Source organism: Alistipes communis, assembly GCF_006542665.1.
Lineage (GTDB): Bacteria > Bacteroidota > Bacteroidia > Bacteroidales > Rikenellaceae > Alistipes > Alistipes communis.
The window spans coordinates 2588620-2613652 of sequence record NZ_AP019735.1 but is presented as its reverse complement, the minus strand read 5'-3'; the positions used below and the strand labels follow the sequence as shown (position 1 = coordinate 2613652).

At 60.1% G+C, this 25033-nt stretch carries 18 protein-coding genes; 13 read left to right on the top strand and 5 right to left on the bottom strand.

Annotation, left to right across the window (positions count from 1 at the left end):
• Nucleotides 1-57: 57 nt before the first annotated feature.
• Nucleotides 58-1431, top strand: a complete 1374-nt coding sequence (locus FMF02_RS10580) for an MFS transporter (protein ID WP_141413121.1) — start codon at nucleotides 58-60, stop codon at nucleotides 1429-1431.
• Nucleotides 1432-1498: 67 nt separating this feature from the next.
• Here the strand turns inward: FMF02_RS10580 and FMF02_RS10575 are convergent, their stop codons facing one another.
• From FMF02_RS10575 to FMF02_RS10555, 5 genes are all read right to left on the bottom strand, one after another.
• Nucleotides 1499-2623: a glycosyltransferase gene (locus FMF02_RS10575; RefSeq protein WP_141413120.1), complete on the bottom strand. Its 1125-nt coding sequence runs from the start codon at nucleotides 2621-2623 to the stop codon at nucleotides 1499-1501.
• Complete coding sequence (locus FMF02_RS10570) at nucleotides 2620-4629, bottom strand: protein-disulfide reductase DsbD family protein (RefSeq protein WP_162502298.1); 2010 nt, start codon at nucleotides 4627-4629, stop codon at nucleotides 2620-2622. The genes FMF02_RS10575 and FMF02_RS10570 overlap by 4 nt, the downstream gene beginning before the upstream one ends.
• Before the next feature lie 94 nt (nucleotides 4630-4723).
• Complete coding sequence (locus FMF02_RS10565; protein WP_141413119.1) at nucleotides 4724-6940, bottom strand: sodium-translocating pyrophosphatase; 2217 nt, start codon at nucleotides 6938-6940, stop codon at nucleotides 4724-4726.
• Nucleotides 6941-7062: 122 nt separating this feature from the next.
• Nucleotides 7063-7563: a ferritin-like domain-containing protein gene (locus FMF02_RS10560; protein ID WP_019129830.1), complete on the bottom strand. Its 501-nt coding sequence runs from the start codon at nucleotides 7561-7563 to the stop codon at nucleotides 7063-7065.
• A gap of 163 nt (nucleotides 7564-7726) precedes the next feature.
• Entirely contained in the window at nucleotides 7727-8455 is a 729-nt protein-coding gene (locus tag FMF02_RS10555) for an acyl-[acyl-carrier-protein] thioesterase (protein ID WP_141413118.1), read from the bottom strand.
• Between the two features lie 207 nt (nucleotides 8456-8662).
• On the opposite strand from FMF02_RS10555, the gene FMF02_RS10550 reads away from it, so the two are divergent.
• From FMF02_RS10550 to FMF02_RS10490, 12 genes are all read left to right on the top strand, one after another.
• Nucleotides 8663-10285, top strand: a complete 1623-nt coding sequence (locus tag FMF02_RS10550; protein WP_141413117.1) for a glycoside hydrolase family protein — start codon at nucleotides 8663-8665, stop codon at nucleotides 10283-10285.
• Nucleotides 10286-10654: 369 nt separating this feature from the next.
• Complete coding sequence (locus FMF02_RS10545) at nucleotides 10655-11260, top strand: hypothetical protein (RefSeq protein WP_141413116.1); 606 nt, start codon at nucleotides 10655-10657, stop codon at nucleotides 11258-11260.
• Between the two features lie 79 nt (nucleotides 11261-11339).
• A complete protein-coding gene (locus tag FMF02_RS10540) occupies nucleotides 11340-13397 on the top strand; it encodes an LTA synthase family protein (protein WP_141413115.1) in 2058 nt (685 codons plus the stop codon).
• Nucleotides 13382-13957, top strand: a complete 576-nt coding sequence (locus FMF02_RS10535) for a hypothetical protein (protein ID WP_141413114.1) — start codon at nucleotides 13382-13384, stop codon at nucleotides 13955-13957. The genes FMF02_RS10540 and FMF02_RS10535 overlap by 16 nt, the downstream gene beginning before the upstream one ends.
• An 854-nt stretch (nucleotides 13958-14811) precedes the next feature.
• Nucleotides 14812-15822 carry an endolytic transglycosylase MltG gene (mltG, locus tag FMF02_RS10525; RefSeq protein WP_141413112.1) on the top strand — a complete coding sequence of 337 codons (1011 nt, stop codon included), beginning with the start codon at nucleotides 14812-14814 and terminating at the stop codon, nucleotides 15820-15822.
• Nucleotides 15823-16030: 208 nt separating this feature from the next.
• A complete protein-coding gene (locus FMF02_RS10520) occupies nucleotides 16031-16630 on the top strand; it encodes an L-threonylcarbamoyladenylate synthase (protein WP_019129837.1) in 600 nt (199 codons plus the stop codon).
• Nucleotides 16631-16658: 28 nt separating this feature from the next.
• Entirely contained in the window at nucleotides 16659-17177 is a 519-nt protein-coding gene (locus FMF02_RS10515; protein ID WP_141413111.1) for a DUF4199 family protein, read from the top strand.
• A gap of 4 nt (nucleotides 17178-17181) precedes the next feature.
• A complete protein-coding gene (locus FMF02_RS10510) occupies nucleotides 17182-18141 on the top strand; it encodes a glycosyltransferase family 2 protein (RefSeq protein WP_019129839.1) in 960 nt (319 codons plus the stop codon).
• A 13-nt stretch (nucleotides 18142-18154) separates the two neighbouring features.
• Nucleotides 18155-18619: a DUF4293 domain-containing protein gene (locus tag FMF02_RS10505; protein WP_141413110.1), complete on the top strand. Its 465-nt coding sequence runs from the start codon at nucleotides 18155-18157 to the stop codon at nucleotides 18617-18619.
• A 250-nt stretch (nucleotides 18620-18869) separates the two neighbouring features.
• Complete coding sequence (locus tag FMF02_RS10500; RefSeq protein ID WP_141413109.1) at nucleotides 18870-22619, top strand: DUF5689 domain-containing protein; 3750 nt, start codon at nucleotides 18870-18872, stop codon at nucleotides 22617-22619.
• Between the two features lie 59 nt (nucleotides 22620-22678).
• Nucleotides 22679-23899, top strand: a complete 1221-nt coding sequence (locus FMF02_RS10495; RefSeq protein WP_162502297.1) for a DNA/RNA non-specific endonuclease — start codon at nucleotides 22679-22681, stop codon at nucleotides 23897-23899.
• Between the two features lie 91 nt (nucleotides 23900-23990).
• Entirely contained in the window at nucleotides 23991-25031 is a 1041-nt protein-coding gene (locus FMF02_RS10490) for an endonuclease/exonuclease/phosphatase family protein (protein ID WP_141413107.1), read from the top strand.
• The last annotated feature ends 2 nt before the right edge of the window (nucleotides 25032-25033 follow it).

Here is a 25033-nt window from a genome sequence, read left to right as displayed (position 1 = left end):
CAACGGCGACGCTGCGGAAACCGTTCTACGCAAACTATCACCCAAATTCAATAATCAATGACAGAAACAATCAAACGCAAACTGAGCGATTCGTCGGCCGCCCGCTGGACGGCGATGCTGATCGTCTCGTTCACGATGATGTGCGGGTATTTCATCACCGACGTGATGTCGCCGCTGGGCGACATGCTCACCCGCAGCGTCGTCGACGGCGGCATGGGCTGGACACCGACCGAATACGGCTGGTTCTCCGGAGCATACAGCTGGCTCAACATCTTCCTGCTGATGCTGCTCTTCGGCGGCATCATCCTCGACAAGATGGGCGTCCGCTTCACGGGCGTCATGGCCTGCGGACTGATGGTCGGCGGTGCGCTTCTGAAAGCCTACGCCGTTTCGCCGCTCTTTCCCGAAGGAGGGATGCTCTTCGGATTCAAGACGCAGATGTGGATGGCCGGACTGGGTTTCGCCATCTTCGGCATGGGGGCCGAAATCTGCGGAATCACCGTATCGAAAGTGATCGTCAAATGGTTCACCGGCCACGAACTGGCGCTGGCGCTCGGCTTGCAGGTGGCCATGGCGCGTCTGGGAACGGCCGCCGCACTCTTTTTCAGCCCCCGCATCGCCGCGGCATGGGGTGGAATCTCCTATCCCGTATTTTTCGGCGCGCTGGCGCTCTGCATCGGACTGCTGGCCTATCTGGTCTACTGCGTAATGGACCGACGGCTCGACAAATCGATCGCCGCCGCACAGGGCGAAGAGGAGGAGGGATTCAAACTCAGCGACATCAAATTCGTAGTCACCAACAAGGGGTTCTGGCTCATCGCACTGCTCTGTCTGATGTTCTATGCAGGCGTCTTCCCCTTCCTGAAATTCGCCGCGCAGCTGATGATCTACAAATACGGCGTCGATCCCGTCATGGCCGGCGACATACCGGCGATCCTGCCCTTCGGCACAATCCTGCTCACGCCGCTGTTCGGTTCGCTCTACGACCGTATCGGCAAGGGCGCCACGCTCATGGTCGTCGGCGCCATGATGCTCGTAGCCGTGCACGTGCTCTTCGCGCTGCCGATTCTCAACGAGTGGTGGTTCGCGCTGATCGTCATGGTGCTGCTGGGCATCGCCTTCTCGCTCGTTCCGTCGGCCATGTGGCCTTCGGTGCCGAAGATCATCCCGCAGAAACAACTGGGCACGGCCTATGCGCTGATCTTTTACGTGCAGAACATCGGCCTGATGTGCGTGCCGATGCTCATCGGCTGGGTGATCGACCGCTATGCGAAATTCACGCTGCCCGACGGCAACGTCTCCTATGATTTCACCGCCCCGATGTGGATTTTCGCCCTGTTCGGCATCGTCGCCGTAGCACTGGCTTTCATGCTCAAAGCCGAAGACCGCCGCAAAGGCTACGGACTCGAAGAGGCCAATATCCGGAAATAGTCTCCTCTTCCGAAGCGAAGGCCGCATCCTGTACAGGATGCGGCCTTCGCTTTCCGACGAAAAGGCGTCAGCGGATCGACTCGTACAACTCGGTGATCCGGTCGCACATCTCCTCCCACGAAAAACGCCGTTTCTCCTCGCGCATGGCCGAACGGAACCGCGCGAGCGTATCGCCTTCGCAGATCCGGACGAGGGCATCGGCGACGCCCGCGGCATCGGGGCGGCAGACATACCCCACACGGCCGTCGGGTACGATCTCTGGCAGACCGCCCACGTCGGTGACGATCATCGGCAGTTCGAAATTGTAGGCGATCTGCGTCACGCCGCTCTGCGTGGCGGTCTTGTAGGGCTGCACCAGCACGTCGGCCGCCGAGAAATAATACTTCACGTCGGCGTCGGGCACGAAGAAATCGTGCAGGATCACCTCCTCGCCGAGGTGCAGCTCCTCGATCTGCCGCACGTATCGCTCCCGCGAGGCATAGAACTCCCCCGCCACGATCAGCCGGTGCCCCGGACGGCGGAACCGCGCCCATGCGTCCAACAGAATATCCAGCCCCTTGTAGTCGCGGATCAATCCGAAGAAGAGTGCATAGCGCTGCGCAGGATCGAGCCTCAGCCGACGGCACGCCTCGTCGCGCGCGACGGCCGCACCGAAATTCTCGAACAACGGATGCGGCGAAAAGAGCGCCGGAGCGGAGGTATAGGCCTTCAACTCCTCGTGCACCTGTTCCGACATGTAGATGAACCCGTCGATCGACGAGAGGAAATAGCGGTTGAACGGACGGTCGACGAGGTGGTGTTCGTGCGGCTCGACGTTGTCGATCTGGCAGATCGTGCGCGTGTGGCCGTTGCCGCGCGCCAGACGGGCGATCGTCCCGAAGCAGGGTGCCATGAAGGGCGTCCAATACTTCATCAGCACGAAATCGGGCCGTTCGCGGCGAATGGCGCGCCCCACGCGCCACCAGTTGAAGGGATCGACCGTATTGACGCAGCGTTCGATGTGCAGATCGGCGGGCGGCGGCGCGGAGACCGTCTGGCTCTTGCCTGGAAAAAGGAACGAAGGATACTGCACCGTGAAGGTCTTGATCCCGACGTCGTGGCCTCGCGAAGCGAACGTGCGGGCCATGATCTCCATGATCGAGGCCAACCCTCCCCGGTAGGGATGCGCAGGGCCTACGATGCAGATCTTCATGGCTGCGTGCGGGCTTTATAGGCGGCGACGCCCCGTTCCAGAAAATCGACGAATCCCTCGACGCTCAGGTCATAGCCGCGCGGCGGCAGCAGGGCCGCACCTGCGGCGTCGGCCACGATATAGTTGGGCTGGGCGTTGACGTTGAAACGCGCGCGGGCGATGTAGGAGTTGATGCGGCCGATCTCTTTGAGTGTCGTACCGCCTTCGGTGGTCACCCAATCCTCTCCGGCTGCACGTGCCTTGTCGTCGGTATACAGCGCCACGACGATGTAGTCGTCGCGCAGAATTTGCTGCACACGCTCGTCGGAGAGTACCTTCTGCTCCATTTCGCGGCAGTTGACGCAGCCGTGCCCCGTCACGTCGACGAAGAGCGGCTTACCCGCGGCACGAGCGGCCGCCAGCGCCTCGTTCCATTCGAAATAACCCGTGATGCCGTGCGGCATCGAGAGGAAATCGCCGTACTTGACCTGCGCGGCGCCGACACGGATCAAAGTCGGCCCGTCGGCGCCCCCGATCACGGGTAGAGGACTCTGTCCGAGGATGAAATCCTGTGTCTGCAACGGCGGCAGGTACCCCGACAGCGCTTTGAGCGGCGCGCCCCACATGCCCGGAATCATATAGACCACGAAGGCGAAATCGACGATCGCCAGCGCGAGCCGGCCGACCGAAAGCGTCTTCACCTCGCTGTCATGGGCGAAGCGCAGCTTGCCCAGCAGATAGAAACCCAACAGTGCGAACGTGACGATCCAGATCGCCAGATAGACCTCGCGGTCGAGCAGCCCCCAATGGTAGGTCTGGTCGGCCACGCTGAGGAACTTGAAGCCCAGCGCCACCTCGATGAAGCCCAGCACCACCTTCACCGAGTTGAGCCAGCCGCCGCTTTTGGGCAGGTTCTTCAACAGCGAGGGAAACATCGCAAAGAGCGTGAAGGGCAGTGCGAAAGTGATCGAGAAGACCAGCATCGTGAGGATCGGAGCCCAGAAGTCGCCCGCCGTCGCGCCGATGATCGCCGAGCCAACGATCGGGCCCGTGCACGAAAACGACACCAGCACCAGCGTCAGGGCCATGAAGAAGACGCCCAGCAGACCGCCCCGGTCGGCGTTGCGGTCGCTCTTGTTGACCATCCAGCCGGGCAACGTGATCTCAAACGCGCCGAAGAACGACGCGGCGAAGACCATGAAGACGATGAAGAAGATCAGGTTGGGCAGCCAATGCGTCGCCAGCCAGTTGAAGATGTCGGCCGTTACGGCATCGCCGCCCAACAGCCGCGTCAGCAGAATGATCGCCGCAATGGGAACCGTATAGAGGAGCACGATGAACAGACCGTACATCGACGCCTTGAACCGTCCGGCCGAAGCCGACTCGCTCCCTTTGAGGAAGAACGATACGGTCATCGGAATCATCGGGAAGACGCAGGGGGTCAGCAGCGCCAGCAGTCCCCAGCCGATCGCCACCAGAATCAGTCCCAACAGCCCCTCCCCCGCCGGATCGGCCGCGTCGCCGAGCGGCGACTGGTGAAGGGCGTCGCCCGCCGTGTCCTGCCCGGCCGATCCGGCGGGGAGCCGGATTTCGAAGGGCCAGTCTTCGGGCATGTTGCAGTTGTCGCCCTGGCACGAACGCCAGTTGATATTCCCCCTGAGCACCCCTTCGGCCGCCGTCAGGCGTACACGCTGGCCGAGGACGATCTCGCCCTCGTACTCACCGATCTCCTCGCCGAAGATTTCGTCGAAACGGCGTTCGGCTGCCACCTTCTCGAAGGGATCGCCCATGAGTTCGACCCCTTCGGAGGGTTCGAACGCGATCACCGTCGACGAGAAGCCCGAATGGAGGTCGTAGGTGTGCCACCCGTCGAGAATACGCCCCGTGAAGGTGATTTCATACACGCCGTCGCCGACAGCTGCCGTCGAGTCGCTCCACTGCACGGTCGCGGTCGGCTGTGCCAGCACGCAGAGCGCCAGCAAAAGAGCGGCTGCGGTCGCCGCGAATCGTTTTATCCGTAATTTCATATTTCCTTATATTCTATTTGCGGCATAAAAGTATAAAAATAATCGGGAGAGGCCAAATACCCTGCCGCTCCCGATCATTCCGAATCCCCCGTAATCAGAAGAGGTGCCAGGCTACCGTCAGGCCGGCCATGACGATCGAAACCATCGACATCAGCTTGATGAGGATATTGAGCGACGGACCCGACGTGTCCTTGAAGGGGTCGCCCACGGTATCGCCCACGACCGTCGCCTTGTGGCACTCGGAACCCTTACCGCCGAAGTTGCCCTCCTCGATCAACTTCTTGGCGTTGTCCCACGCGCCGCCCGAATTGGCCATGAAGACCGCCAGCACGAAGCCGGAACTCAGCCCGCCGACGAGCAGGCCCATGACGCCCGCCACGCCGAAAAGAAGCCCCACCGCCACCGGCACGACGATCGCCAGCAGACTGGGCAGCAACATTTCGCGCTGCGCGCCGCGCGTCGAGATCGCGACGCAGCGCGCATAGTCGGGCGTCGCCTCGCCCGTGAGGATGCCTTTGATTTCGCGGAACTGGCGCCGCACCTCCTCGACCATGCTCTCGGCGGCACGCCCTACGGCATTCATCGTCAGACCGCAGAAGAGGAACGACATCATCGCGCCGATGAAAACGCCGACGAGCACCAGCGGATTCATCAGGTTGATCTGATAGAATTCCATGAAATCGACGATCGAAGCCTCCTGCACCAACCGCTCCGCACCGTCGGGAAGCGTGATGGCCGTCTGGCCGATGTGCAGCAGCCCGATCTTGATCTCCTCGATGTAGGAAGCCAGCAGCGCAAGCGCCGTCAGCGCGGCCGAACCGATCGCGAAGCCCTTGCCCGTGGCGGCCGTCGTATTGCCCAGCGCATCGAGCGCATCGGTGCGGCGACGTACTTCGGGACCGAGTTTGCTCATCTCGGCGTTGCCGCCCGCATTGTCCGCGATCGGACCGTAGGCGTCGGTAGCCAGCGTAATGCCCAGCGTCGAGAGCATCCCCACCGCGGCGATGCCGATACCGTAAAGCCCCAGCGACAGGTTGTGCGCCGACATCAGGTGCGCCATGTCGAACCCCGTAGCGCACAGATAGGCCAGGATGATCGCCACGCCGATCGTGATGACCGGCACGGCCGTCGAGATCATCCCCACGCCGATGCCCGAAATGATGACCGTCGCAGGGCCGGTCTGGCCGCTGCGGGCGATCTTCTGCGTCGGTCGGTAGGTGTGCGACGTGTAGTATTCGGTCGCCTGGCCGATGATGATGCCGGCCGCGAGCCCTGTGATGACCGAGAACGACAGCCCCAGCCAGTTCTGAATGTCGAGCAGATAGAGGATGATGAAGGTCGCGGCAGCGATCAGCACCGAACTGACGTTGACGCCTACGCCCAGCGCACGCAGCAGTTGACGCATCGTGGCGCCCTCTTTCGTCCGCACGAGGAAGATTCCGATGATCGACAGGAGGATACCGACAGCGGCGATCAGCATCGGCGCCAGCACGGCGCGCGTCTGCATCTCCACGTCGCCCGTAGCGGCGAAAGCAGCCGCGCCGAGCGCCGCTGTGGCGAGCACCGAGCCGCAATAGCTCTCGTAGAGGTCGGCGCCCATGCCGGCCACGTCGCCCACGTTGTCGCCCACGTTGTCGGCAATGGTGGCGGGATTGCGCGGGTCGTCCTCCGGAATGCCCGCTTCGACCTTACCGACCAGATCGGCCCCCACATCGGCCGCCTTGGTGTAGATGCCGCCGCCCACGCGGGCGAAGAGCGCCTGCGTCGAGGCACCCATGCCGAAGGTCAGCATCGTGGTGGTGATGATGACCAGTTTCTGCGCGCCGGAGGCGTCGACGAAGCAGTTCAGGACGATATACCAGAGCGAAATATCGAGCAGCCCCAGCCCCACGACGACCAGCCCCATCACGGCTCCGCTGCGGAACGCCACACGCAGCCCGCGGTCGAGCGACTGTTGCGCCGCATGTGCCGTCCGCGCCGAGGCATAGGTGGCGGTCTTCATACCGAAGAAACCCGCCAGTCCCGAAAAGAACCCGCCCGTGAGGAAAGCGAAGGGAACCCACGGGTTCTGCACGCCGGCGACGTAGGCCAGATAGGCGAAAAAAAGCGCCAGCACGACGAAGACGACCGTGACGACCTTGTACTGCTGGCGCAGATAGGCCATTGCGCCCGCACGGACATGGCCGGCGATCTCGCGCATTCGCTCCGTGCCTTCGCTCTGACGTTTCATCTTCCGATAAAACGCATAGGCGAAACCGAGCGCGACGACCGACGCCGCGGGCACGAGCCAGAAAATCGAAGGAATGTTCATTTTTCAGTTGTTTTTTGTTGACACTGAATCAAAGATAACATTTTTTTCGATCCGTTGTCCCCCGAAACTGCTGAAAAACGAACATCCTCCCCATTTTTTTAACAACGCCTCGCCGGAGCCGGTTATTTTTTAGTAATTTCCTTGCTGTGGGCGATCGATTGCAGGGCGAGGTATTGCTCGCCGTAGTTGAGCATGTTCTCCATCTCGGTACGGAACATGTCGAGATGTTCCTCCTCCTCTTTGGCGAGATCCTGGAAAAGCTTGTGCGTGATCTGGTCGTCCTCGGCAGCACACAGACGCGCCCACTCGTTATAGGAATCGACCGTGCGCTGTTCGAGCGTCATCGAGAACTCCAACGCCTCCTTGACGTCGCGGATCTTGCGCGGCTCGAACGAGGGCATCATCTCGACCTCGCCTTGCAGGAAGAGGATGCGGTCGGCGATCTTGTCGGTGTGGAACATCTCCGTGATCGAGGTCTGCTTCATCATTTTCGAGAAATACTCGTAGCCGTCGTCCTCGAAATGGACGTGGAAATAGAGATACTGCAACGTGGTGGCGATCTCCTTGCCGATGGCCTGATTCAGGCGGTCGATACTCTTCTGATACTTGTTTTCGGTAGCCATAATGGAAATGAATTAAAGGATTTATGCACACCCCTCCTCCGCAAACGATGTACCACACTCCAAGATCGCGCACCGAAATTCGGAGCCGGAACCGCCGGCTCCGCACAAAAGAGACGGAGCCGCATCCCGCAGGATACGGCCCCGACATGATTATGCAACGGGGCTACCGCCATTCGAACGCCCCGCGGCAGAGGGCCGCGCCGGCATCGCTGCGAATCTCGACGAGCGTCTGCGAACCGCGCTCTTCGAGCGCCACCGAGAGCGTCTGGCCGTAACGCGCCTCTTTGAGGAAATTGATGTCCAGCCGCAGCGGGCGCTCCTCCGCGAAGCGTTCGATCGGCAGCACGTCGAGCATCATCTCGATGTAGCGCATCGTATTGACATGGCGGTTGAAATCGATGTCCGAATAGGCGACCTTGTGGGTCAGCACCGGTTCCGCATCGGGTGCGGGCACCTTGCGCGGCTTTTCGGCCGGCGACGGGCACTCCACGATCGCGTCGTTATGACTCTCGGCCACCGCCCGCAGGTCGACGGCCGTCCGCTTCGACAAGTCGAGCATACACCATTGCGACACCACGCGGCCGAAACACACGCCCGTCTGGTCGGTCAGTTCGAAATTACGCGTCGAGAGCATCCGGCCGTAGTCGCTGATCCACGTCGCAATCTCGTACTTCACGTACTCCTCGGGACGGTAATCGAACTCGAAGGCGATGCGCGAAAGCACCCACGAGAAGTTGTCCTTGTTCAGGGCGTCCACCCCGAACCCCTTGGTATGGGCGTCGATACCCGCGATGTTGAGGATGTTTCCGCCCAGCGCCACGAGGGTGATGCGCAGCGAGAAATCGACCTCCTGCGGTTCCACCCGAAAAGGATATGCAGTTTTAGTTGCCATGGCTTTTACTGTTTTTACATTTTGCAGTCTCGAAGATACGATTTATTTTCGAATCGCACGCACCGCACGACGTCAAAAACACGATATTCCGGTCGCCGCGCATCCGCACGAAACGAAAAAACATTATATTTGTGGGTATTTCCATACCAACCTCATTCAATAACCTTTTAACCCCGGCAGGCTCTCCGGTCAAAAGACGCCGACTTAATGAAACTACTTACCATCACCCTTCTCATGACCTGCACCCTCCTTTGCGGGTGCTGCGGCTCCGACTGCGGAACCGCCGACGCTTCGCTCGACTACGCGGCCATCAACGCGCAGGCGGCCGAACAGTACCTCCGCCCGATCCGCCCTGGCTACGAGGGACGCAACCCCTTCTGGAACGGATTCGCCAAAAAGTTCATCTACGCCCCGGCGTTCGATTTCGACGAGGTGGCCGGCGCCGCGAACTACCGGTTCACCGTCGTCCCGCTCGGCGAAGAAACGCAAGCGTCGTGGAGTTTCACCGCCGACTCGCCGAAAGCCGCCCTTACGCCGGTCTGGGGCGAGATTCCGGTCGGTCGAGTCCGCCTCACGGTCGAGGGCCTCGACGCTTCGGGAAAGGTGCTCGGCAAGGCAGGCGAACGCGAGTTCCTCCGCGACTATCCCTTCACGGGCCCCTATACGCCGGCGGTGCGCGACTACCGCCAGGCCGCGCTCATGGGCCTGCTCTACATCCACCGGATGCCGGAGATCCAGTACTGGGCCGAGCACACCGAACCCGATATGAACTACCGCCACAACACCTACCCCTGCAAGATCATCGGCGCGACGATCCGTGCGGAGGCGCTGCTCGCACGCCTGCTTCCCGCCCATAAGGAGCAGGCGACGCGCATCGCCCGCAACGCCGCGCAGTTCCTGATCGACCAGAGCCGCCCCGCAGGCGATCCGCTCGCCTTCTTCCCGCCTACTTATTACAAGGATCTGATCGCCTCCAAACGCACCGAGAACCAGAACAAGACGATGACGATGGAGGCCGCTTCGGCCGGCCACGCCTTCCTGGATCTCTACGACCTGACGGGCGACAAGACCTATTACGATCGTGCGCTCGGCATCGCCGACACCTACGTGCGGTTGCAGCGCGAAGACGGTTCGCTGCCGATCAAGGTCGATTTCGTCACCGGCGAACCGGTCAACGACGCCTGCGCCATGCTGCACCCCCTGCTGCGTTATTTCCAGCGTCTCAAAGCCGACTACGGCGTGGAAACCTACGCCGAAGCGCAGGCCGAAGGCGAGCGGTGGATGCGCGACGTGGCGATCCGCAATTTCGACATGACGGGACAGTTCGAAGACGTGACGGTCCTGGGCCTGCAACCCTACGAAAACCTGACCAACTGCACGGCGGCGCCCTACGCCGCCTACCTGCTCTCGAAGGAAGCGCCTTCGGCCGAAGATCTGGCCGATGCCGTCGATCTCGCCCGTTTCAGCGAGGATCAGTTCACCTTCTGGGACACGCCGCTCACCGAGAACGGGATCAAGGACAAGGCAACGCCCTGCGTCTACGAGCAGTACAAATACCAGAAACCGGTCGACAACAGCGCCTGCAACGTCGCGGACGCGATGCTCAGCCTCTACGAGGCTACCGGCGAGGAAATCTACCTGGCCAAGGGCAAAGCGCTCATCGACAACATCACCGTCGTGCAGAACGCGGTCAACGGGCAGATTCCCACCACATGGGACTTCCGCCCCACGAAGAGCGACCGCAACCGCACGTACTGGATCAACTGCTCCTACTCCTCCATCTCCTCGCTGCTGCGACTGGAAAAGCTCCTCGCCGAGAGACAAAAATAACCTTCCGACACCCCGCACCGCAGATGCGTATGGCAGAATCCGTCCGCCATACGCATCTTTCGTTCGACCGCAGCCCGCTGCCGCATACGACACGACGCCGGCGATCCGGCGGCCCGGCCGGCAAATAATGGCGTAAATATTTTGCACGGCGGACAAAATAAGTTATTTTTGTCCGGAGTTCCGACCCGACGCCCGTCCGCAAGCCCGGAATCGGGCCGGAACGCACCCGATCCCGATCTCAGGCACGAACCGCGCCTACCCTCTCCCGCCGCACGGAAATTCCGCAGCGGAAAGAGCGGTCGCTGTCGTGCGCTGCGGATGCGGAAAACCGAAATGCTCCGAATAATCGCTCTCAAAAAACAAACGCTTATGAACAAAGTATCTTTCCGACTCACCTTCGCCGAAGCGCTGGAAATCGGTGTCAAGAATGCGCCGTCGATCATCGGCTGCGTGGTGTTGTGGCTGCTCACGATCTGGGTGCCCTACATCAACGTCGGCACCACGATCGCCATCAACATGCTGCCGATCGAACTGGCCAAAGGCGGCGTCATCTCGCCGCTCGGCATCTTCGACGCGAAGTATCGCAAATACATGGGCGATTTTCTCATCACGACCGGCCTGATGATCATTCCGGTCTTCATCGCCTCGCTCTTCATGATCGTACCGGGCATCGTGCTCTCGATCGCATGGAGTCTCGCCTACTTCTTCCTCTTCGAGAAGAAAAAGAATCCGATGCAGGCGATCTCGGCCAGCAACGAGGCGACCTACGGCAGCAAGTGGACGATGTTCTTCGTCCTGCTGGCGTTCGTCGTCGCAGCCTACGTCATAGCAGGCATCTTCGCCTGGATCTGCGCGGCGATCGACGTGGGATTCATCACCTTCGTCGTCATGCTGGCGCTCGTTGCCGTCATCATGTCGATCTCGCTGGCGATCAACGCTTCGTTCTGGCGACAACTCAAAGACAACGTACAATAACCGACAGACGTTTTTCGATCATGCCCGAAACGGACCGCAGTCCGTTTCGGGCATTCTCAGGCTCATTCTTCATAACCCCATGTCTCAAAATCTCAACCGTTTTTTCAGAATCTACCTGCGGCTGGCAGCGCTGACGCTCGTCGTCTGCACGCTGTTGCGCATCGTTCTGCTGTTCAACGAACAGACCTCCGAGCTGGGCTTCGGCTTCCTCCAATGGGTCGCCGTCTTCGGACTGGGCGCCCTGAACGACCTCTGCGCCCTGACGCTCGGCTATGTCTTCCTGTGGCTCTTCCTGCTCACGCTCTCGAAGCGGAAATACGACCGCCCGACGGGATACGTCCTGCTCGGCGTATTGACGGCGGCGTTTTGCTACGTCGCCTTCTGCAACACGATCTTCGACGAATACGGCAGCGCAGCGCCGCTCGTCGCCACGATCGTGCTGGGCTACTGGGCCGGCAGCTTCGCCCTGCGGCTCTTCGTGCCGCGGCTGCAACCGCTGTGGTCGAAGGGATGGCTGGCCGCGCTGCTCGCGATCTACGTCGGCGCGATCCTCTTCAACGCCGTCAGCGAATACTATTTCTGGAACGAATTCGGCGTGCGCTACAACTTCATCGCCGTGGACTATCTGGTCTACACGAACGAGGTGGTGGGCAACATCATGGAGTCCTACCCGATCGTCCCGCTGGCGACGCTGATCGTCGCGCTGACCGTCGCCGTCACGTGGTGGCTCTTCCGCCGCGACATCCGCGCCGCCGAGGCGTTCAAAACCGGCAGGTGGAAACTCGTCGCCTCGCCGATCTATCTGGCCATGGCGGGCGTCGCCCTGTGGATGCTGCCCTTCAACACGCGGTTCCAGACGAGCGACAACGTATACTACAACGAATTGCAGGCCAACGGACTCTATAAGTTCTACGAGGCGTTCCTCAAAAACGAACTCGACTACATGCAATTCTACCGCACGCTGCCCGAAGACCGGGCCGCGGCACTCGTCCACGACGAATACCGGAGCGAAGGGCAGAATCACCGTTACATCACCTCGCCGAACGAGGAACGGCACCCCAACATCGTGCTCGTAACGCTCGAAAGCATGAGCGCATCGTTCATGGCGCGCTACGGAAGTTCCGACGGCCTCACGCCCCGCCTCGACTCGCTCTGCGGCAAGGCGCTGGTCTTCGACCGGCTCTTCGCCACGGGCAACCGCACGGTACGCGGACTGGAAGCCGTGACGCTCTCGCTGCCGCCTTGTCCCGGACAGAGCATCATCAAACGCCCCCGCAACGCCGGCATGCACTCCACGGGCGCCATGCTGCGCGACAAGGGCTACGACGTACTCTACTTCTACGGCGGCAACAGCTATTTCGACAACATGGAGACCTTCTTCGGCGGCAACGGCTACGAAATCGTCGATCAAAAGCAGTACGCACCCGACGAGATCACCTTCCAGAACATCTGGGGCGTCTCGGACGAAGATTCCTACGCCAAGGCCATCCGCACGCTCGGCCAGCGCGCCCGCAGCGGCCGCCCCTTCTTCGCCCACATCATGAGCGTGAGCAACCACCGCCCCTACACCTATCCCGCAGGGCGCATCCCGATCCCCAACGACGCCAAATCGCGCGCCGGCGGCGTGATGTACAGCGACTATGCGCTGGGCGGGTTCCTCGACGCGGCGAGCTGCGAACCGTGGTTCGACAATACGGTCTTCGTCATCACGGCCGACCACTGCGCGTCGAGCGCCGGCAAAACCGAGATCCCGCTCGAAAAGTACCATATTCCGGCGATGATCTACGCTCCCGCCTTCGTCACACCGGGCAGCGTCGGCAAGACCGCGTCGCAGATCGACCTGATGCCGACGCTCTTCTCGCTGCTGGGTATGGACTACGACTCGTGGTTCTACGGACGCGACATCCTCGCAGACGACTTCCGCGAACGGGCGTTCGTGGCGACCTACCAGGACTTGGGCTACCTCGAAGGCGACCGCTTCACGGTGCTCTCGCCCGTCGACCGTGCGGAACAATTCCTGCTGCGGCCGACGGACGACGATCCCTACGCGCTGGAACGCACCGAGGCGATCGACAGCACGCACCTCAATCGTGCCATTTCGCTCTATCAGACCTCCTCGCAATGGAACAAACGATAAGCAAGTTCCCGAATCCGTTCGGTAGCGTCGCTCCTCATAAGCTGTTCGCATGGGGCCTGTCGGCAACGGTGGGCTACGGCTTCGCCATCTGGGGTGTGCGGATCTACCAGAACCAGACGGTCGAATTGGGCGGACAACTGCTGGTCGTGCTGATGCAGGCATTCGTTCTGCCCGCACTGCTCTACGGTGCCGACCGGCTCCGCCGCCGGTTTCCGGCCGACGCGACGGCGCTCTTCGGCGGCTTGCTCTTCGCACAGATTCCGCGTCTTGCGGCGAGTGCCGGCAGCGCATGGCTCTATGCATGGCTGCTGCCGCTCGGCAACGGCTCGGTTTCGCCGCTGCAAGAGACGATGCAGGCGGGAGGTTCGGCCGTTTTGGGCAGCGTCACCGTTTTGTGCGGCATTTGGAGCATGATCTGGGGTTGGCAGGCATTCTGCCGTGCGACGCACGCGAAGGGCCTCCGCAGCATCGCCGTCTACGCCGGATGCTATGTCCTCGCGGCCATCCTGCTCGCAATCATTCTTCAAACGCTGCGGCACGGCTGGCACTTGAACTGGTAGCGAAAACGACGAAAGGGAATACCGGAGGATCGGGACAATCTGAACGACTGTCCCGATCCGCTCGTTTTATCGGACAATCCGGAAGGTTTTGCCGCTCTTACAGACTCCGCAGACGAAGTATTTCAAAAAGGGATTTGCAGCGGAATCGCAGCCGCACAGCGACGGTCGCTGCGCCCGCAGGGCGATAAAAAATGGGTAAGCTACTTATATCGCACCGCTACAACCGTATACCCTTGCTCAATTCCTTGCCTGGGGGATTCTACAGGAGCTGGTCGTATAAGACTTACCCGAGTGCAAAAGTAACTCTTTTTTCCAAAAGCGCAAAAAGAAAACGGAAAATTCGCAAAAAAGAGTCGCCGTGCGGCGCATCTGCGTACCGGAACAGAGGAAACGACAAGGGAAAGCAGCCGGATTCCCGCTCCCCACGACGTTCCGAGCGGAACGGGAGCGTTCGTATCTCGCCCGCCATTCGGGTGTCCCCGACAACCGCACGGCGCTTCGAGCGGGCCGAAGCCCCGCCCAGACAGGCGCCGCCTCGGCAAAACCGCAAACTTCGTTTGCTTTTGCGCTCGGCTTGCACGCTTTGCGGGAACAAGCCCCGCTTAGATAGGCGGCGCCTCGGCAAAACCGCAAACTTCGTTTGCTTTTGCGCTCGGCTTGCACGCTTTGCGGGAACAAGCCCCGCTTAGATAGGCGGCGCCTCGGCAAAACCGCAAACTTCGTTTGCTTTTGCGCTCGGCTTGCACGCTTTGCGGGAACAAGCCCCGCTTAGATAGGCGGCGCCTCGGCAAAACCGCAAACTTCGTTTGCTTTTGCGCTCGGCTTGCACTATCTTTGTTCGAAAATTCCCGGCAATGCGTCGCAAACTCATCATCGGCCTCTGCATCCTCGTCGTGCTGCTCGCAGGCATCGGCATCTACCTCCGCAACGGTTTTTACGGAAACTGCGTACTGGAACGACGGTCGCTCTACGTGCGGTCGGGATCGGAGTACCGCACGCTCGAAGATTCGCTCGACGCCGCGATCGCACACACCGCCTTCTTCCGGTTCTACGCCCGCCATATCGAACTCGACCGGTCGTTCAAACCCGGGCACTACGTGCTGGAACCGGGAATGAACATCGTACAAGTGGCACGTATGCTCAAACTGGGATTGCAGACGCCCGTGCGGGTGACGATCAATAACGTCCGCACCCCCGCACAGCTTGCCGGCAAGCTGGCGCGGCAGATCGAGGCCGACTCAGCGACGATCGTCGGCGCGCTGACCGATCCCGCGACGGCGAGGAAAGCGGGCTTCGATTCGGTGACGCTCTTTTCCATGTTCATCCCCGACACCTACGAATTCTATTGGACGGTTTCGCCGGCGCAGTTCATCGAACGGATGCGGCGCGAATACGACCGCTTCTGGACGCCGCAACGCGACGCGAAGCGCCAGCGCAGCGGATTGTCGCGCCTCGAAGTGATGACGCTCGCCTCGATCGTCTACGAGGAGACCCGCCAGAGCGACGAAATGCCCCGTATCGCGGGCGTCTACATCAACCGCCTGCGCAAAGGCTGGCCCTTGCAGGCCGACCCGACGGTCAAATACGCCTTGCAGGAGTTCGGACTGCGGCGCATCCTGCACCGGCACCTGAAATATCCGTCGCCCTATAACACTTATATAAATAAAGGCCTGCCGCCGTCGCCGATCTGTATGCCGGGACGCAACGCCATCGACGCTGTACTCGATTTCGAACGACACGATTACATGTTCTTCTGCGCACGCCCCACGTTCGACGGCTACCACGACTTCGCACGCACGCTCCGCGAACACAACGCCAACGCCCGCGCCTATTCGGCCGAGCTGAACCGCCGGAAGATAAGGTAATTCCTTCGAAAACAAGAAGACGGCACGCATCCGCCTCCGACCGGGAAACCGTTTTTTCGACCGCATCCCAACCTCCGCCTCGGCAAAATGCGGACAAGTTTGCTTTTGCCCTCGCTTATTCGTATCTTTGGCGTCTTAGATACTCCGTCTCGGCATAATCAAGCTAACGCTTGCTTCTGCGCTCGACTTTTCGTATCTTTGCCGACGTATGATCCTGCGCATCTATCCTCAGAATCCCGCCGAACGGGAGATACGGCGTGTCGTCGAAGCCTTGGAGCGCGACGGCGTGGTCGTCTACCCCACCGATTCGGTCTACGCCTACGGCTGTTCGCTCCGCTCAGCACGCGGTCTGGAACGACTGCGCCAACTCAGCGGCAAACAGACCGGTGAGTTGAGCATCATCTGCGACGGCATCTCGCGGGCGGCGGAATATTGCCGGGTGGACAACGCCGCGTTCAAGATTCTCAAACGCAATCTGCCGGGAGCGATCACCTTCCTGCTCGACGCATCGTCGCGGATGCCCGACAAGGCGCTGCAACGCCGCAAGACGATCGGCGTGCGCATCCCCGACAATGCGATTCCGCGGGCGATCGTCGAACAGCTGGGGTGCCCGCTCATCACCGCATCGCTCAAAAGCGACGACGACGCGGAGTACATGACCGACCCCGAACTGATCCACGAACGTTACGGCCGCGAAGTGGCGCTGGTCGTGGACGGGGGATACGGTTCGATCGTGCCCACCACGGTGGTCGACCTCACGCAGGAAGAGCCCGAAATCGTGCGGCAGGGTGCGGCGGAACTCAACTGACGGACATAATGACACGATCCAATTCAATATGAACCAGACGAATTTTTGGAACGACGCCGCGAAGTACGGTGCCGTCATCGGCGGCGCATCGGCCGTCTGCTCGTTGCTGGGAGACGCCACGGGAGCGGGTTTTTTCGGACTCATCGGACTGGCCCTCTACATCGGGCTGCTCTTATACTACACACGCAAACGGGCGACATCCCGCTCGACACGCGAGGAGGAGTACGGATACGGCAGGCGGTTGGGATTCATCATCGCCATGGCGCTCTTCGTGGGCGTTATCAACGCCGCCTATACGATCTTGGCCAGCCGCATCCTCTTCACGGACAAATATGCCGAACTCTACGAACAATCGTTCGCGCTTCTCTCGAAAACGGGGTTGTATACCGGCGAAATGATCTCCCAAATGGCCCTGATGGTGCAGTCGCCTCTTTGGATCACCTTCTCGTCGGTCGCCGGACAAGCCCTGCTCGGCCTGCTGTTCGGACTGGTGCTCGCCGCCCTCGCACAGCCCCGGCAACGATTCGACAACAATACGGAGGAGTAACCGGATGGAGAAGCGATTGGACATCTCGGTGGTCGTGCCGCTCTACAACGAGGAGGAGTCGCTCCCCGAACTGACGGCCTGGATCGACCGCGTAGCACGCGAAAACGGCCTCTCCTACGAAATCGTCTTCGTCGACGACGGCTCGACCGACGGCTCGTGGGAGACGCTCGAACGCCTCAAAGAACACTATCCCGCCCTGCGGGCGATCGGGTTCGCCCGCAACTACGGCAAGTCGGCCGCACTCTACTGCGGATTCGCTGCCGCCGAAGGCGACGTGGTCTTCACGATGGACGCCGACTTGCAGGACTCGCCCGACGAAATTCCCGACATGCGCCGCATGATCCTCGAAGAGGGCTACGACATGGTTTCGGGATGGAAACTCAAACGTCACGACCCGATCGGCAAACGCTGGCCCAGCAAATTCTTCAACTGGACGGCGCGCACCGTCTCGGGCATCAAACTCCACGACTTCAACTGCGGACTGAAAGCCTACCGCCGCAAGGTGGTCAAGTCGATCGAAGTCTACGGCGAGATGCACCGCTACATCCCGATCCTGGCCAAGGAGGCCGGATTCCGCCGCATCGGCGAGAAGGTAGTCTGCCACAGGGCGCGCAAATACGGCTCCTCGAAGTTCGGCATGGAACGCATGGTCAAGGGCTACCTGGACCTGATTACGGTCTCGTTCCTTTCGCATTTCGGCCGGTCGCCGATGTACTTTTTCGGCGGGTTGGGGACGCTCATGTTCCTGCTGGGCGGCTGCTCGACGATCTGGATCATCGCCGCCAAGCTCTACAAGCAGGCGCACGGCCTGCCGCTGCGGGCCGTCACCGAGCAGCCGCTCTTCTACCTTTCGATGCTTCTGGTCATCCTCGGCGTGCAGTTTTTCCTGGCCGGTTTCCTGGGCGAGCTGATCGACCGCAACGCCTCCGACCGCAACAAATACCTGATCGACAAGAATATCTGACAAACAGACGATTATGATACAACGTATTCAGACACTCTATCTGCTTCTGGCCGCAGGCCTGGTAGCCTGCGCCGCGTTCCTGCCCCTGGCCTCGTTCGCCAGCGGCGGCGAAGAGTTCCGCCTTTACGCCTTCGGACTGCGGACGGCGGACGGCGAAACCGTGCAATCGACCCTCTACATGGGCATCCTGCTGGCATTGGCGTTGGTGCTGCCGCTGACGACGATCTTCCTGTTCAAGCGCCGTATGCTGCAATTCCGGCTCGGCGTGGTGGAGATGATCCTGCTGCTGGGCGCACAGATCGTAATGGGCATCTACTATTTTCTCAGCTACCGCCTCTTCTCTTCGTTCGAATTCCACGCCCAGAGCGTCAAACTGCCACTGGTGCTGCCGCTCATCGCCATGATCTTCACCTATCTGGCCGTCCGTGCCATTTTCCGGGACGAACTGATGATCCGTTCGATGGACCGTATCCGCTAAGAAAATATACGGCCGTCTGCGATGCCGACCCCTTTCCCGACGGGTCGGCATCCGCTTTGTTTCCGCCTGAAAAGAAAAATCCGTCCGGAAAGAGCCAAAAAACATTACACTTTTTCATACTTTCAGCTAAAAATATATCGATTTTTAATTGGTTATTCCGATAAAAGACCATAACTTTGATTGAAAATCCACTTTATAAAACGGATACGAAAAGCCATAAAATCATATTCACACTTAATTCAAATTCATTATGAAGCAATTAAACATTTGGAAAACATCGTTTTACACGATGCTGGCGATCGCCGCCGGGGCGTTCACGGCATGTGTGGACGACGATGTCGACAAACAGGCTCCCACACTGGAACTATCGGAGGAGGCCGTCGCCTTCACCGGAACGGCTACCGAAGACGCGACCGTTACGGTGAGGAGCAACCGTCAATGGACGGTCGCCTACGAGGACGAAGAGACCCAAAAGGAGTGGATGTATTTCAAAGTCTCCGGCAACGAGGTCTCCGAGGGCATCTACAACGGCGACGGTACGGTCAAGATCACCGTCGGCGAATCGGCGCAGCCCCACATGGGCCGTCTGATTTTCACGCTGAGCAACAGCTACGGCGAACTCTACCGGAAATACCTGACCGTCACGCAGGGCAACTACGTTCCCCCGACGGTCGGCGCCGTCGGCAAACTGGTCGAGTATATTCTGGGCAACAGCGACCTGAGCGGCGCCGTCGGCTCGGACAAGGCCATGCCGCTCCAATACAGCGAGTCGACGATCGAGGCGGTCATCTTGGCCAACGACGCGGCGGGCAACAACAACCGCAAACTCTACGTGGGCGACAACAACGGCCTCGAACGGTCGGCCATCGTTCTCTACGGTGCCGATTTCGCCATGGCCAACGACCCCGTAACGAAGTATCCCGCAGGCCGTAAGGTCACGCTCAATCTCGAAAACGCGAAATACTACGCATTCAACAACGTGCGCCAGCTGACCGACGTCGTCGTCACCGTAGGCGACGAAGAGGTCGAGCTGGTCGTTCCGTCGCTTTCGGTCGAAAAATTCAATACGGGCGACTATCAGGCGCAGTACGTGAAACTGAACAACATGACGCCCGCCCAGTCGTTCGTCGGCAAGCCGTGGACGGCAACCGAAAGCCAGTCGGTAACACTCAACGACGCTTCGGGCAAGACACTGACCGTCTACATGAACAAGGCGCAGTTCGCCACCGGATTCGCCGACATGTACGTGGCCGACAAGACCGGCACGATCTACGGCGTGGCCGAAACCTATCGCGAAAACGCACAGCTCATCCCGACCAAAAAGACCGATATCGCGGCTCTAAGCACGGATCAGGGGGGGGGTACGGATCCCGACCCGACGCCGGGCGACGCGATCTACTATGAATCCTTCGGTACGGCCGACGTATCGGACAAACCGCTTATCGCCGACTATACGGGCTGGGCGAAAACCGGTTCGGGTGCAGGCGAAGTCTCCTACACCGGCGAGGGCAATATGTCGATCCGCACCAGCGGAAAACTCAGCGCCGGCTACGACGGTGCTTCGGGCAAGAACAAAGCGTTCTTCGGAACGAACAATCCCGCCTTAATCATCAACAAGATCAAACTCGACGGAGCACAGGATCTGCAACTCACCTTCGGTGCACAATATTCGAAAACGATCGACTATGATGCCGGTCTCTACGACAACGAGTTCAAACCGGAGAAATTCCACCTCGCTCTGAGTGCCGACGGCACCAGCTGGACGACAGTCGAGTACACCTATGCACAGGCCGACGAGTTCTGGGTATTCGCCACCTCGAAATTCAAGCTGAAAAACAAAGCGGCCTATCTCTACGTGAAATATGCAGTCGATGAAGCATCGGTATTCGCTATCGACGACGTGACGCTCGCCGAAGGCGAAGGCGGCACCGAAGTCGATCTGGGCGAAGGCGGCGAAGAACCCGAACCCACGCCGGGCGAAGCGATCACGGTGAACGAACTCTACCGGCTCGCCGAAACGGTTACGGGCAAGGACAAGCTCGTGATCGACGCCGAAAACAATCGCACGCTCGAAGCGGTCGTCGTAACCGACGTCGACGGCGGCAATGTTTCGGCCAATAACCTGATGGTAATGACCGAAGGCGCGACACAAGCCAAGAACGGTATCCTGCTGTTCAGCAGCGGCCAATACACCAATCCCAAAGATCCCGCATTCCCGTTCAAGTCGGGCGACAAGGTTCGTTTCACGCTTGTGAAAGGATTGGCCAAAGTGGCTAATTTCTCGAACTGCTACGAGGTAACCTGCGAATCGAGCGATGCAGCCACGTGGCTGACGGCCGAAGTAATCGGCAAGGCGCAACTCACCCCTGTCCCGCTCACATCGATCGACAATCTGATCGATTATCAGGGCATGCTCGTCACGGTCAAGAACGTCACTTCGCCCGCAACGGCCGGTAATTGGGCTGTGGGTACCACCACGTTCAAGGTCGGTTCGTCCGATCTGACCGTCTACGTGACACAGGACGCCGCCGGATTCGCAGGCAAGCAATACGCGGCTTCGAAAACGGGCGATCTGACCGGTTATGTCTCCCTCTATAAAGGCGCCGTACAGCTTTGTCCGCGCAACATGACCGATGCAGCCGCCTTCGCCGAGGGCGGCACGGATCCCGAACCCGCGGATCCGGCGCACATCGTGCTCGATTTCAGTGTCGGAGCATCGATCTTTACGCCGGCATTACCCGACAAGGAAGCTCAATCCAAGACAGGCAGCTATCTGTTCGACGGAAACTATGCCTTCAACATCTCCGCAAGCAACATCTTCTATTGGTTCCAGAATCCGTACGAAGACAGTCCGGGTTATGGCACGAAGAGCCTCTTCATCGGTAAAGCGGGTTCGTACATCGAACTACCCGCTATCGCCGACAAAGCGCTGACAAAAGTTATCATATCCGCAGCAAAGGGTGCTGGCGCTTATTCGATAGCTATTACTGACGCCGCAGGAACCCCCGTTCAGGGCGGCCAGGCACAGGAAGTCACCAAGCAAGAAGGAGGTGAATATACCTACACGCTGAGCAATACGGCAAACGCCACGGCCTACCGCATCGCAGTCACAACCGCAGGAAATGCCCAACTCGCCAAGATCGAACTCTTCTACGGCGAGGGAGGCGGCAGCACGCCCGTGCAGCCCACGCTGAGCGTCAATCCGACCTCGCTGTCGTTCGCGGCGAAGGATCAGGCCAAGACGATCGCCTGCACCGTGGCTAACGCCGACGGTTACACGGTAGGCGCCTCGTCCTCCGACCCGGCCAACTTCGCCGCATCGGCAGCGGGCACGACCGTCACGGTCACCCCGACCGAGAACACCGGCAGCGCACGCAACGCCACGGTCACGGTCTATCTGACCAACGACGGCGGCGCGACCAAAGTCGCAGCGAAGACCGTCGCCGTCACGCAGGCTGCCGCCGGCGGTTCGGAACCAGCAGGCGATACCTACGACAAGATCACGAAAGTGGCCGAGCTCGTCAACGGCATGACGGGTTTCATCGGCTGCGAGCCGGGCGGAACTTACGGTCTTCAACTGGTTACGGGATTCGCCGCTTACGGTCAAGGATTCACCGCCGCTTACACGTATGACGAAACCAAAAAGACACTGTCGCTGACAAGCGGTAATTATACAGCTATCGAATTCACGTTCGAAGCCGTAGCCGACGGATTCAACATCAAGCAGGGCGACAAATACCTGATCGGTACGGGCATTATCGACAACGGAAAGCCCAAACAGGGACTCGTTTTGGCCGATGCTCCGGCACAGCCCTGGACATTCACGGAGGATGCCAGTGGCGTAATCGCCACGACGAGCGCATCGGGAACGGTAGACGGACAGGCATTCAACTACCCCGCCATCTATATGATGTGCGCAAACAGCGCATCGAGCCGGTTCCTGCGCCCTTATGTACAAGCATCCTACGGCAAAGGATTCTGCTTCTTCAAGAAAAACTGAGTTGACAACGATCGCCGGCGGGTAACGCCGCCGGCGATTCCTATCCGTTTCGAATGACTATGCAGACACACCTCCTCCGACAGTGGCTCCGACTCGCGGTCGCGGCCGTCGCAGTATTTTTCGCCGCCTGCGGCGACAGCGACGGCGATGCGGCGACAGCCCGTGTGGAGTCGTGCGAACTGGAACGGTCGTCGATCGTCGGCGGCCAGATCGCAAGCGGCGAGGAGACCGCTTCGCTCCGCGTGATCGTCGAGGTCTCCGGCAGCGGACAGCTGAACTACACGGCTACGATCACCAGCGGCGACTGGCTTTCGCTGAGCGCCCGCGACTTTTCGGCCGCAGGGCGGCAGCGGCAAGGGACGGTCGACAGCGGCGAGAACCTGCTGTTCTTCTACTACAAGGCCAACGCCTCGGCGCAAAGCCGCATAGCGACCTTCACGATCGCTTTCGACGACGGTTCGGCACCCTACGACTTCGAGCTGACGCAGCTGGCGCCCAATGCGACCGACAATCCCTACGACACGCCGAAACAGTGGCCCGAGCTGCCTGCCGGCAAGGAGGAGGCGGACTATATCTATGCGGCCCACTATGCCAAGATGAACCTGAAAACCGTGCGCAACTACTCGCTCTGCTTCGACAAGAAACTGCGCGTGGCGCATTGGGTGGCCTATCCGCTGCACGCTTCGTACATCGGATCGCTGGATCGCAGCGAAGCATGGGCGCCCGATCCGAAGATTCCGCAGCAGTACCAGCCTGCGCTCTGGCTGGGCGGTTATCAGAACGGCAACGTCTACAACCGCGGTCACCAGATTCCGTCGAAAGACCGCACGACCGTCGAGGAGATGAACAAGCAGACGTTCTACGCATCGAACATGACGCCGCAGCGCGGCCAGTTCAACCAAAACATGTGGGCAGCGCTCGAAGCAAAAGTCCGCAGTTACGTCTGCCCGGATACGCTCTACGTCGTCACGGGATGTTATTTCGCCAACCTTGACGAATCGACGAAAGACAAGGCCGGAAACGTCTGTCCGGTTCCCACGAACTACTTCAAGGTGCTGTTGCGCACGCGCGACGGCGCGACCGGCAAGCGGATCGCCGACTGCAAGGCCTCGGAACTGAAAGCCATCGGATTCTGGGTCGCCAACGAAAACGGGCAGCAGCTCGGCAGGCAACTTTGCCGCAGCGTGGCGGAGATCGAGAAAGAGACGGGATTTACCTTCTTCCCCGACGCCGACACCTCGGTCAAGGCACAGAACAGCCCCGAACAATGGGGATTTTAACCGCGTTTTCGACAAGCCGAGCGCAGCACCGGACGCCGTCCGAGCCATGCCGGGACGAGAAAACGAAGAATGAAATTCAACAATTCGAATCATGAGAAAGAAACTGATAATCACAGCGGTGCTGGCGTCGGTCATGGTGATGTGCTTCGCGCAGAAGCCCCACAAGATCATGTTCTACAACATGGAGAACTTCTTCGACACCATCGACGATCCCGAAACCAACGACGAAGAGTTCCTTCCCGACGGTGCGAAGCGGTGGAATACGGCCAAGTACGACAAGAAACTCCGCAACATGGAGCGCGTGTTGTTCGACATCGCCGCCATCGACCGCAACTATCCGGCGGTGATCGGCGTCTCGGAGATCGAGAACCGCTCGATCCTGGAAGACATCGCATCGACGCGCAAGCTCCTTCCGGCACGTTATGCGATCTGCCACTACGACTCGCCCGACCTGCGCGGCGTGGACGTGGCGTTCCTCTACCGTCCGGATGTCTTCAAACTCGAAGGCAGCGCCGACATCCCCGTGCGGATCGCCTCGCTGCCCAACTGGCGCACGCGCGGCATCGTGACGATGTGGGGAACGATCGACGACGAGCCCTTCCTCTTCATGGTCGCGCACTGGCCCTCGCGGCTGGGCGGGCAGGCGGCATCGGCCTTCAAGCGCAACGCCGCGGCCGAACAGATGCGTGCGATCGCCGACTCGGTGCTCAAAGTCAACCCCGCCACCAAGATCGTGGCCATGGGCGACTTCAACGACGATCCGACCGACGAGAGCGTCGAAGTCCATCTGGGCGCCAAGGCCAAGATCAAGGAGTTGCAGCCGGGCGATTTCTACACGCCCTTCGCCGACATGCTCAAAGCCGGTCTGGGAACGCTCGCCTACCGCGACGCATGGAACCTCTTCGACAATATCGTCGTTTCGGAGAACCTCGCTACCGGCTCCGCCGGCAAACTGAAACTCATCAAGGACCCGTACAAAAAGACCAAATTCTACGGCAATATCTTCAAACCCTCCTACCTCATCCAGCAGGAGGGGCAGTATAAGGGTTATCCGCTGCGTACCTTCGTAGGCAACAATTTCCAGGGCGGATTCTCGGACCACCTGCCGGTATTCATCTACATTGCCAAATAAAT

Excerpts from the sequence above, each read along its gene's own strand:
- FMF02_RS10510 (WP_019129839.1), top strand. The coding sequence starts at position 17,182 with ATGGAGAAGCGATTGGACATCTCGGTGGTCGTGCCGCTCTACAACGAG.
- FMF02_RS10565 (WP_141413119.1), bottom strand. The coding sequence starts at position 6,940 with ATGAACATTCCTTCGATTTTCTGGCTCGTGCCCGCGGCGTCGGTCGTC.
- FMF02_RS10570 (WP_162502298.1), bottom strand. The coding sequence starts at position 4,629 with ATGAAATTACGGATAAAACGATTCGCGGCGACCGCAGCCGCTCTTTTG.
- FMF02_RS10505 (WP_141413110.1), top strand. The coding sequence starts at position 18,155 with ATGATACAACGTATTCAGACACTCTATCTGCTTCTGGCCGCAGGCCTG.
- FMF02_RS10555 (WP_141413118.1), bottom strand. The coding sequence starts at position 8,455 with ATGGCAACTAAAACTGCATATCCTTTTCGGGTGGAACCGCAGGAGGTC.
- FMF02_RS10495 (WP_162502297.1), top strand. The coding sequence starts at position 22,679 with ATGCAGACACACCTCCTCCGACAGTGGCTCCGACTCGCGGTCGCGGCC.
- mltG (WP_141413112.1), top strand. The coding sequence starts at position 14,812 with ATGCGTCGCAAACTCATCATCGGCCTCTGCATCCTCGTCGTGCTGCTC.
- FMF02_RS10575 (WP_141413120.1), bottom strand. The coding sequence starts at position 2,623 with ATGAAGATCTGCATCGTAGGCCCTGCGCATCCCTACCGGGGAGGGTTG.
- FMF02_RS10515 (WP_141413111.1), top strand. The coding sequence starts at position 16,659 with ATGAACCAGACGAATTTTTGGAACGACGCCGCGAAGTACGGTGCCGTC.
- FMF02_RS10490 (WP_141413107.1), top strand. The coding sequence starts at position 23,991 with ATGAGAAAGAAACTGATAATCACAGCGGTGCTGGCGTCGGTCATGGTG.
- FMF02_RS10545 (WP_141413116.1), top strand. The coding sequence starts at position 10,655 with ATGAACAAAGTATCTTTCCGACTCACCTTCGCCGAAGCGCTGGAAATC.
- FMF02_RS10550 (WP_141413117.1), top strand. The coding sequence starts at position 8,663 with ATGAAACTACTTACCATCACCCTTCTCATGACCTGCACCCTCCTTTGC.
- FMF02_RS10580 (WP_141413121.1), top strand. The coding sequence starts at position 58 with ATGACAGAAACAATCAAACGCAAACTGAGCGATTCGTCGGCCGCCCGC.
- FMF02_RS10560 (WP_019129830.1), bottom strand. The coding sequence starts at position 7,563 with ATGGCTACCGAAAACAAGTATCAGAAGAGTATCGACCGCCTGAATCAG.
- FMF02_RS10500 (WP_141413109.1), top strand. The coding sequence starts at position 18,870 with ATGAAGCAATTAAACATTTGGAAAACATCGTTTTACACGATGCTGGCG.
- FMF02_RS10540 (WP_141413115.1), top strand. The coding sequence starts at position 11,340 with ATGTCTCAAAATCTCAACCGTTTTTTCAGAATCTACCTGCGGCTGGCA.
- FMF02_RS10520 (WP_019129837.1), top strand. The coding sequence starts at position 16,031 with ATGATCCTGCGCATCTATCCTCAGAATCCCGCCGAACGGGAGATACGG.
- FMF02_RS10535 (WP_141413114.1), top strand. The coding sequence starts at position 13,382 with ATGGAACAAACGATAAGCAAGTTCCCGAATCCGTTCGGTAGCGTCGCT.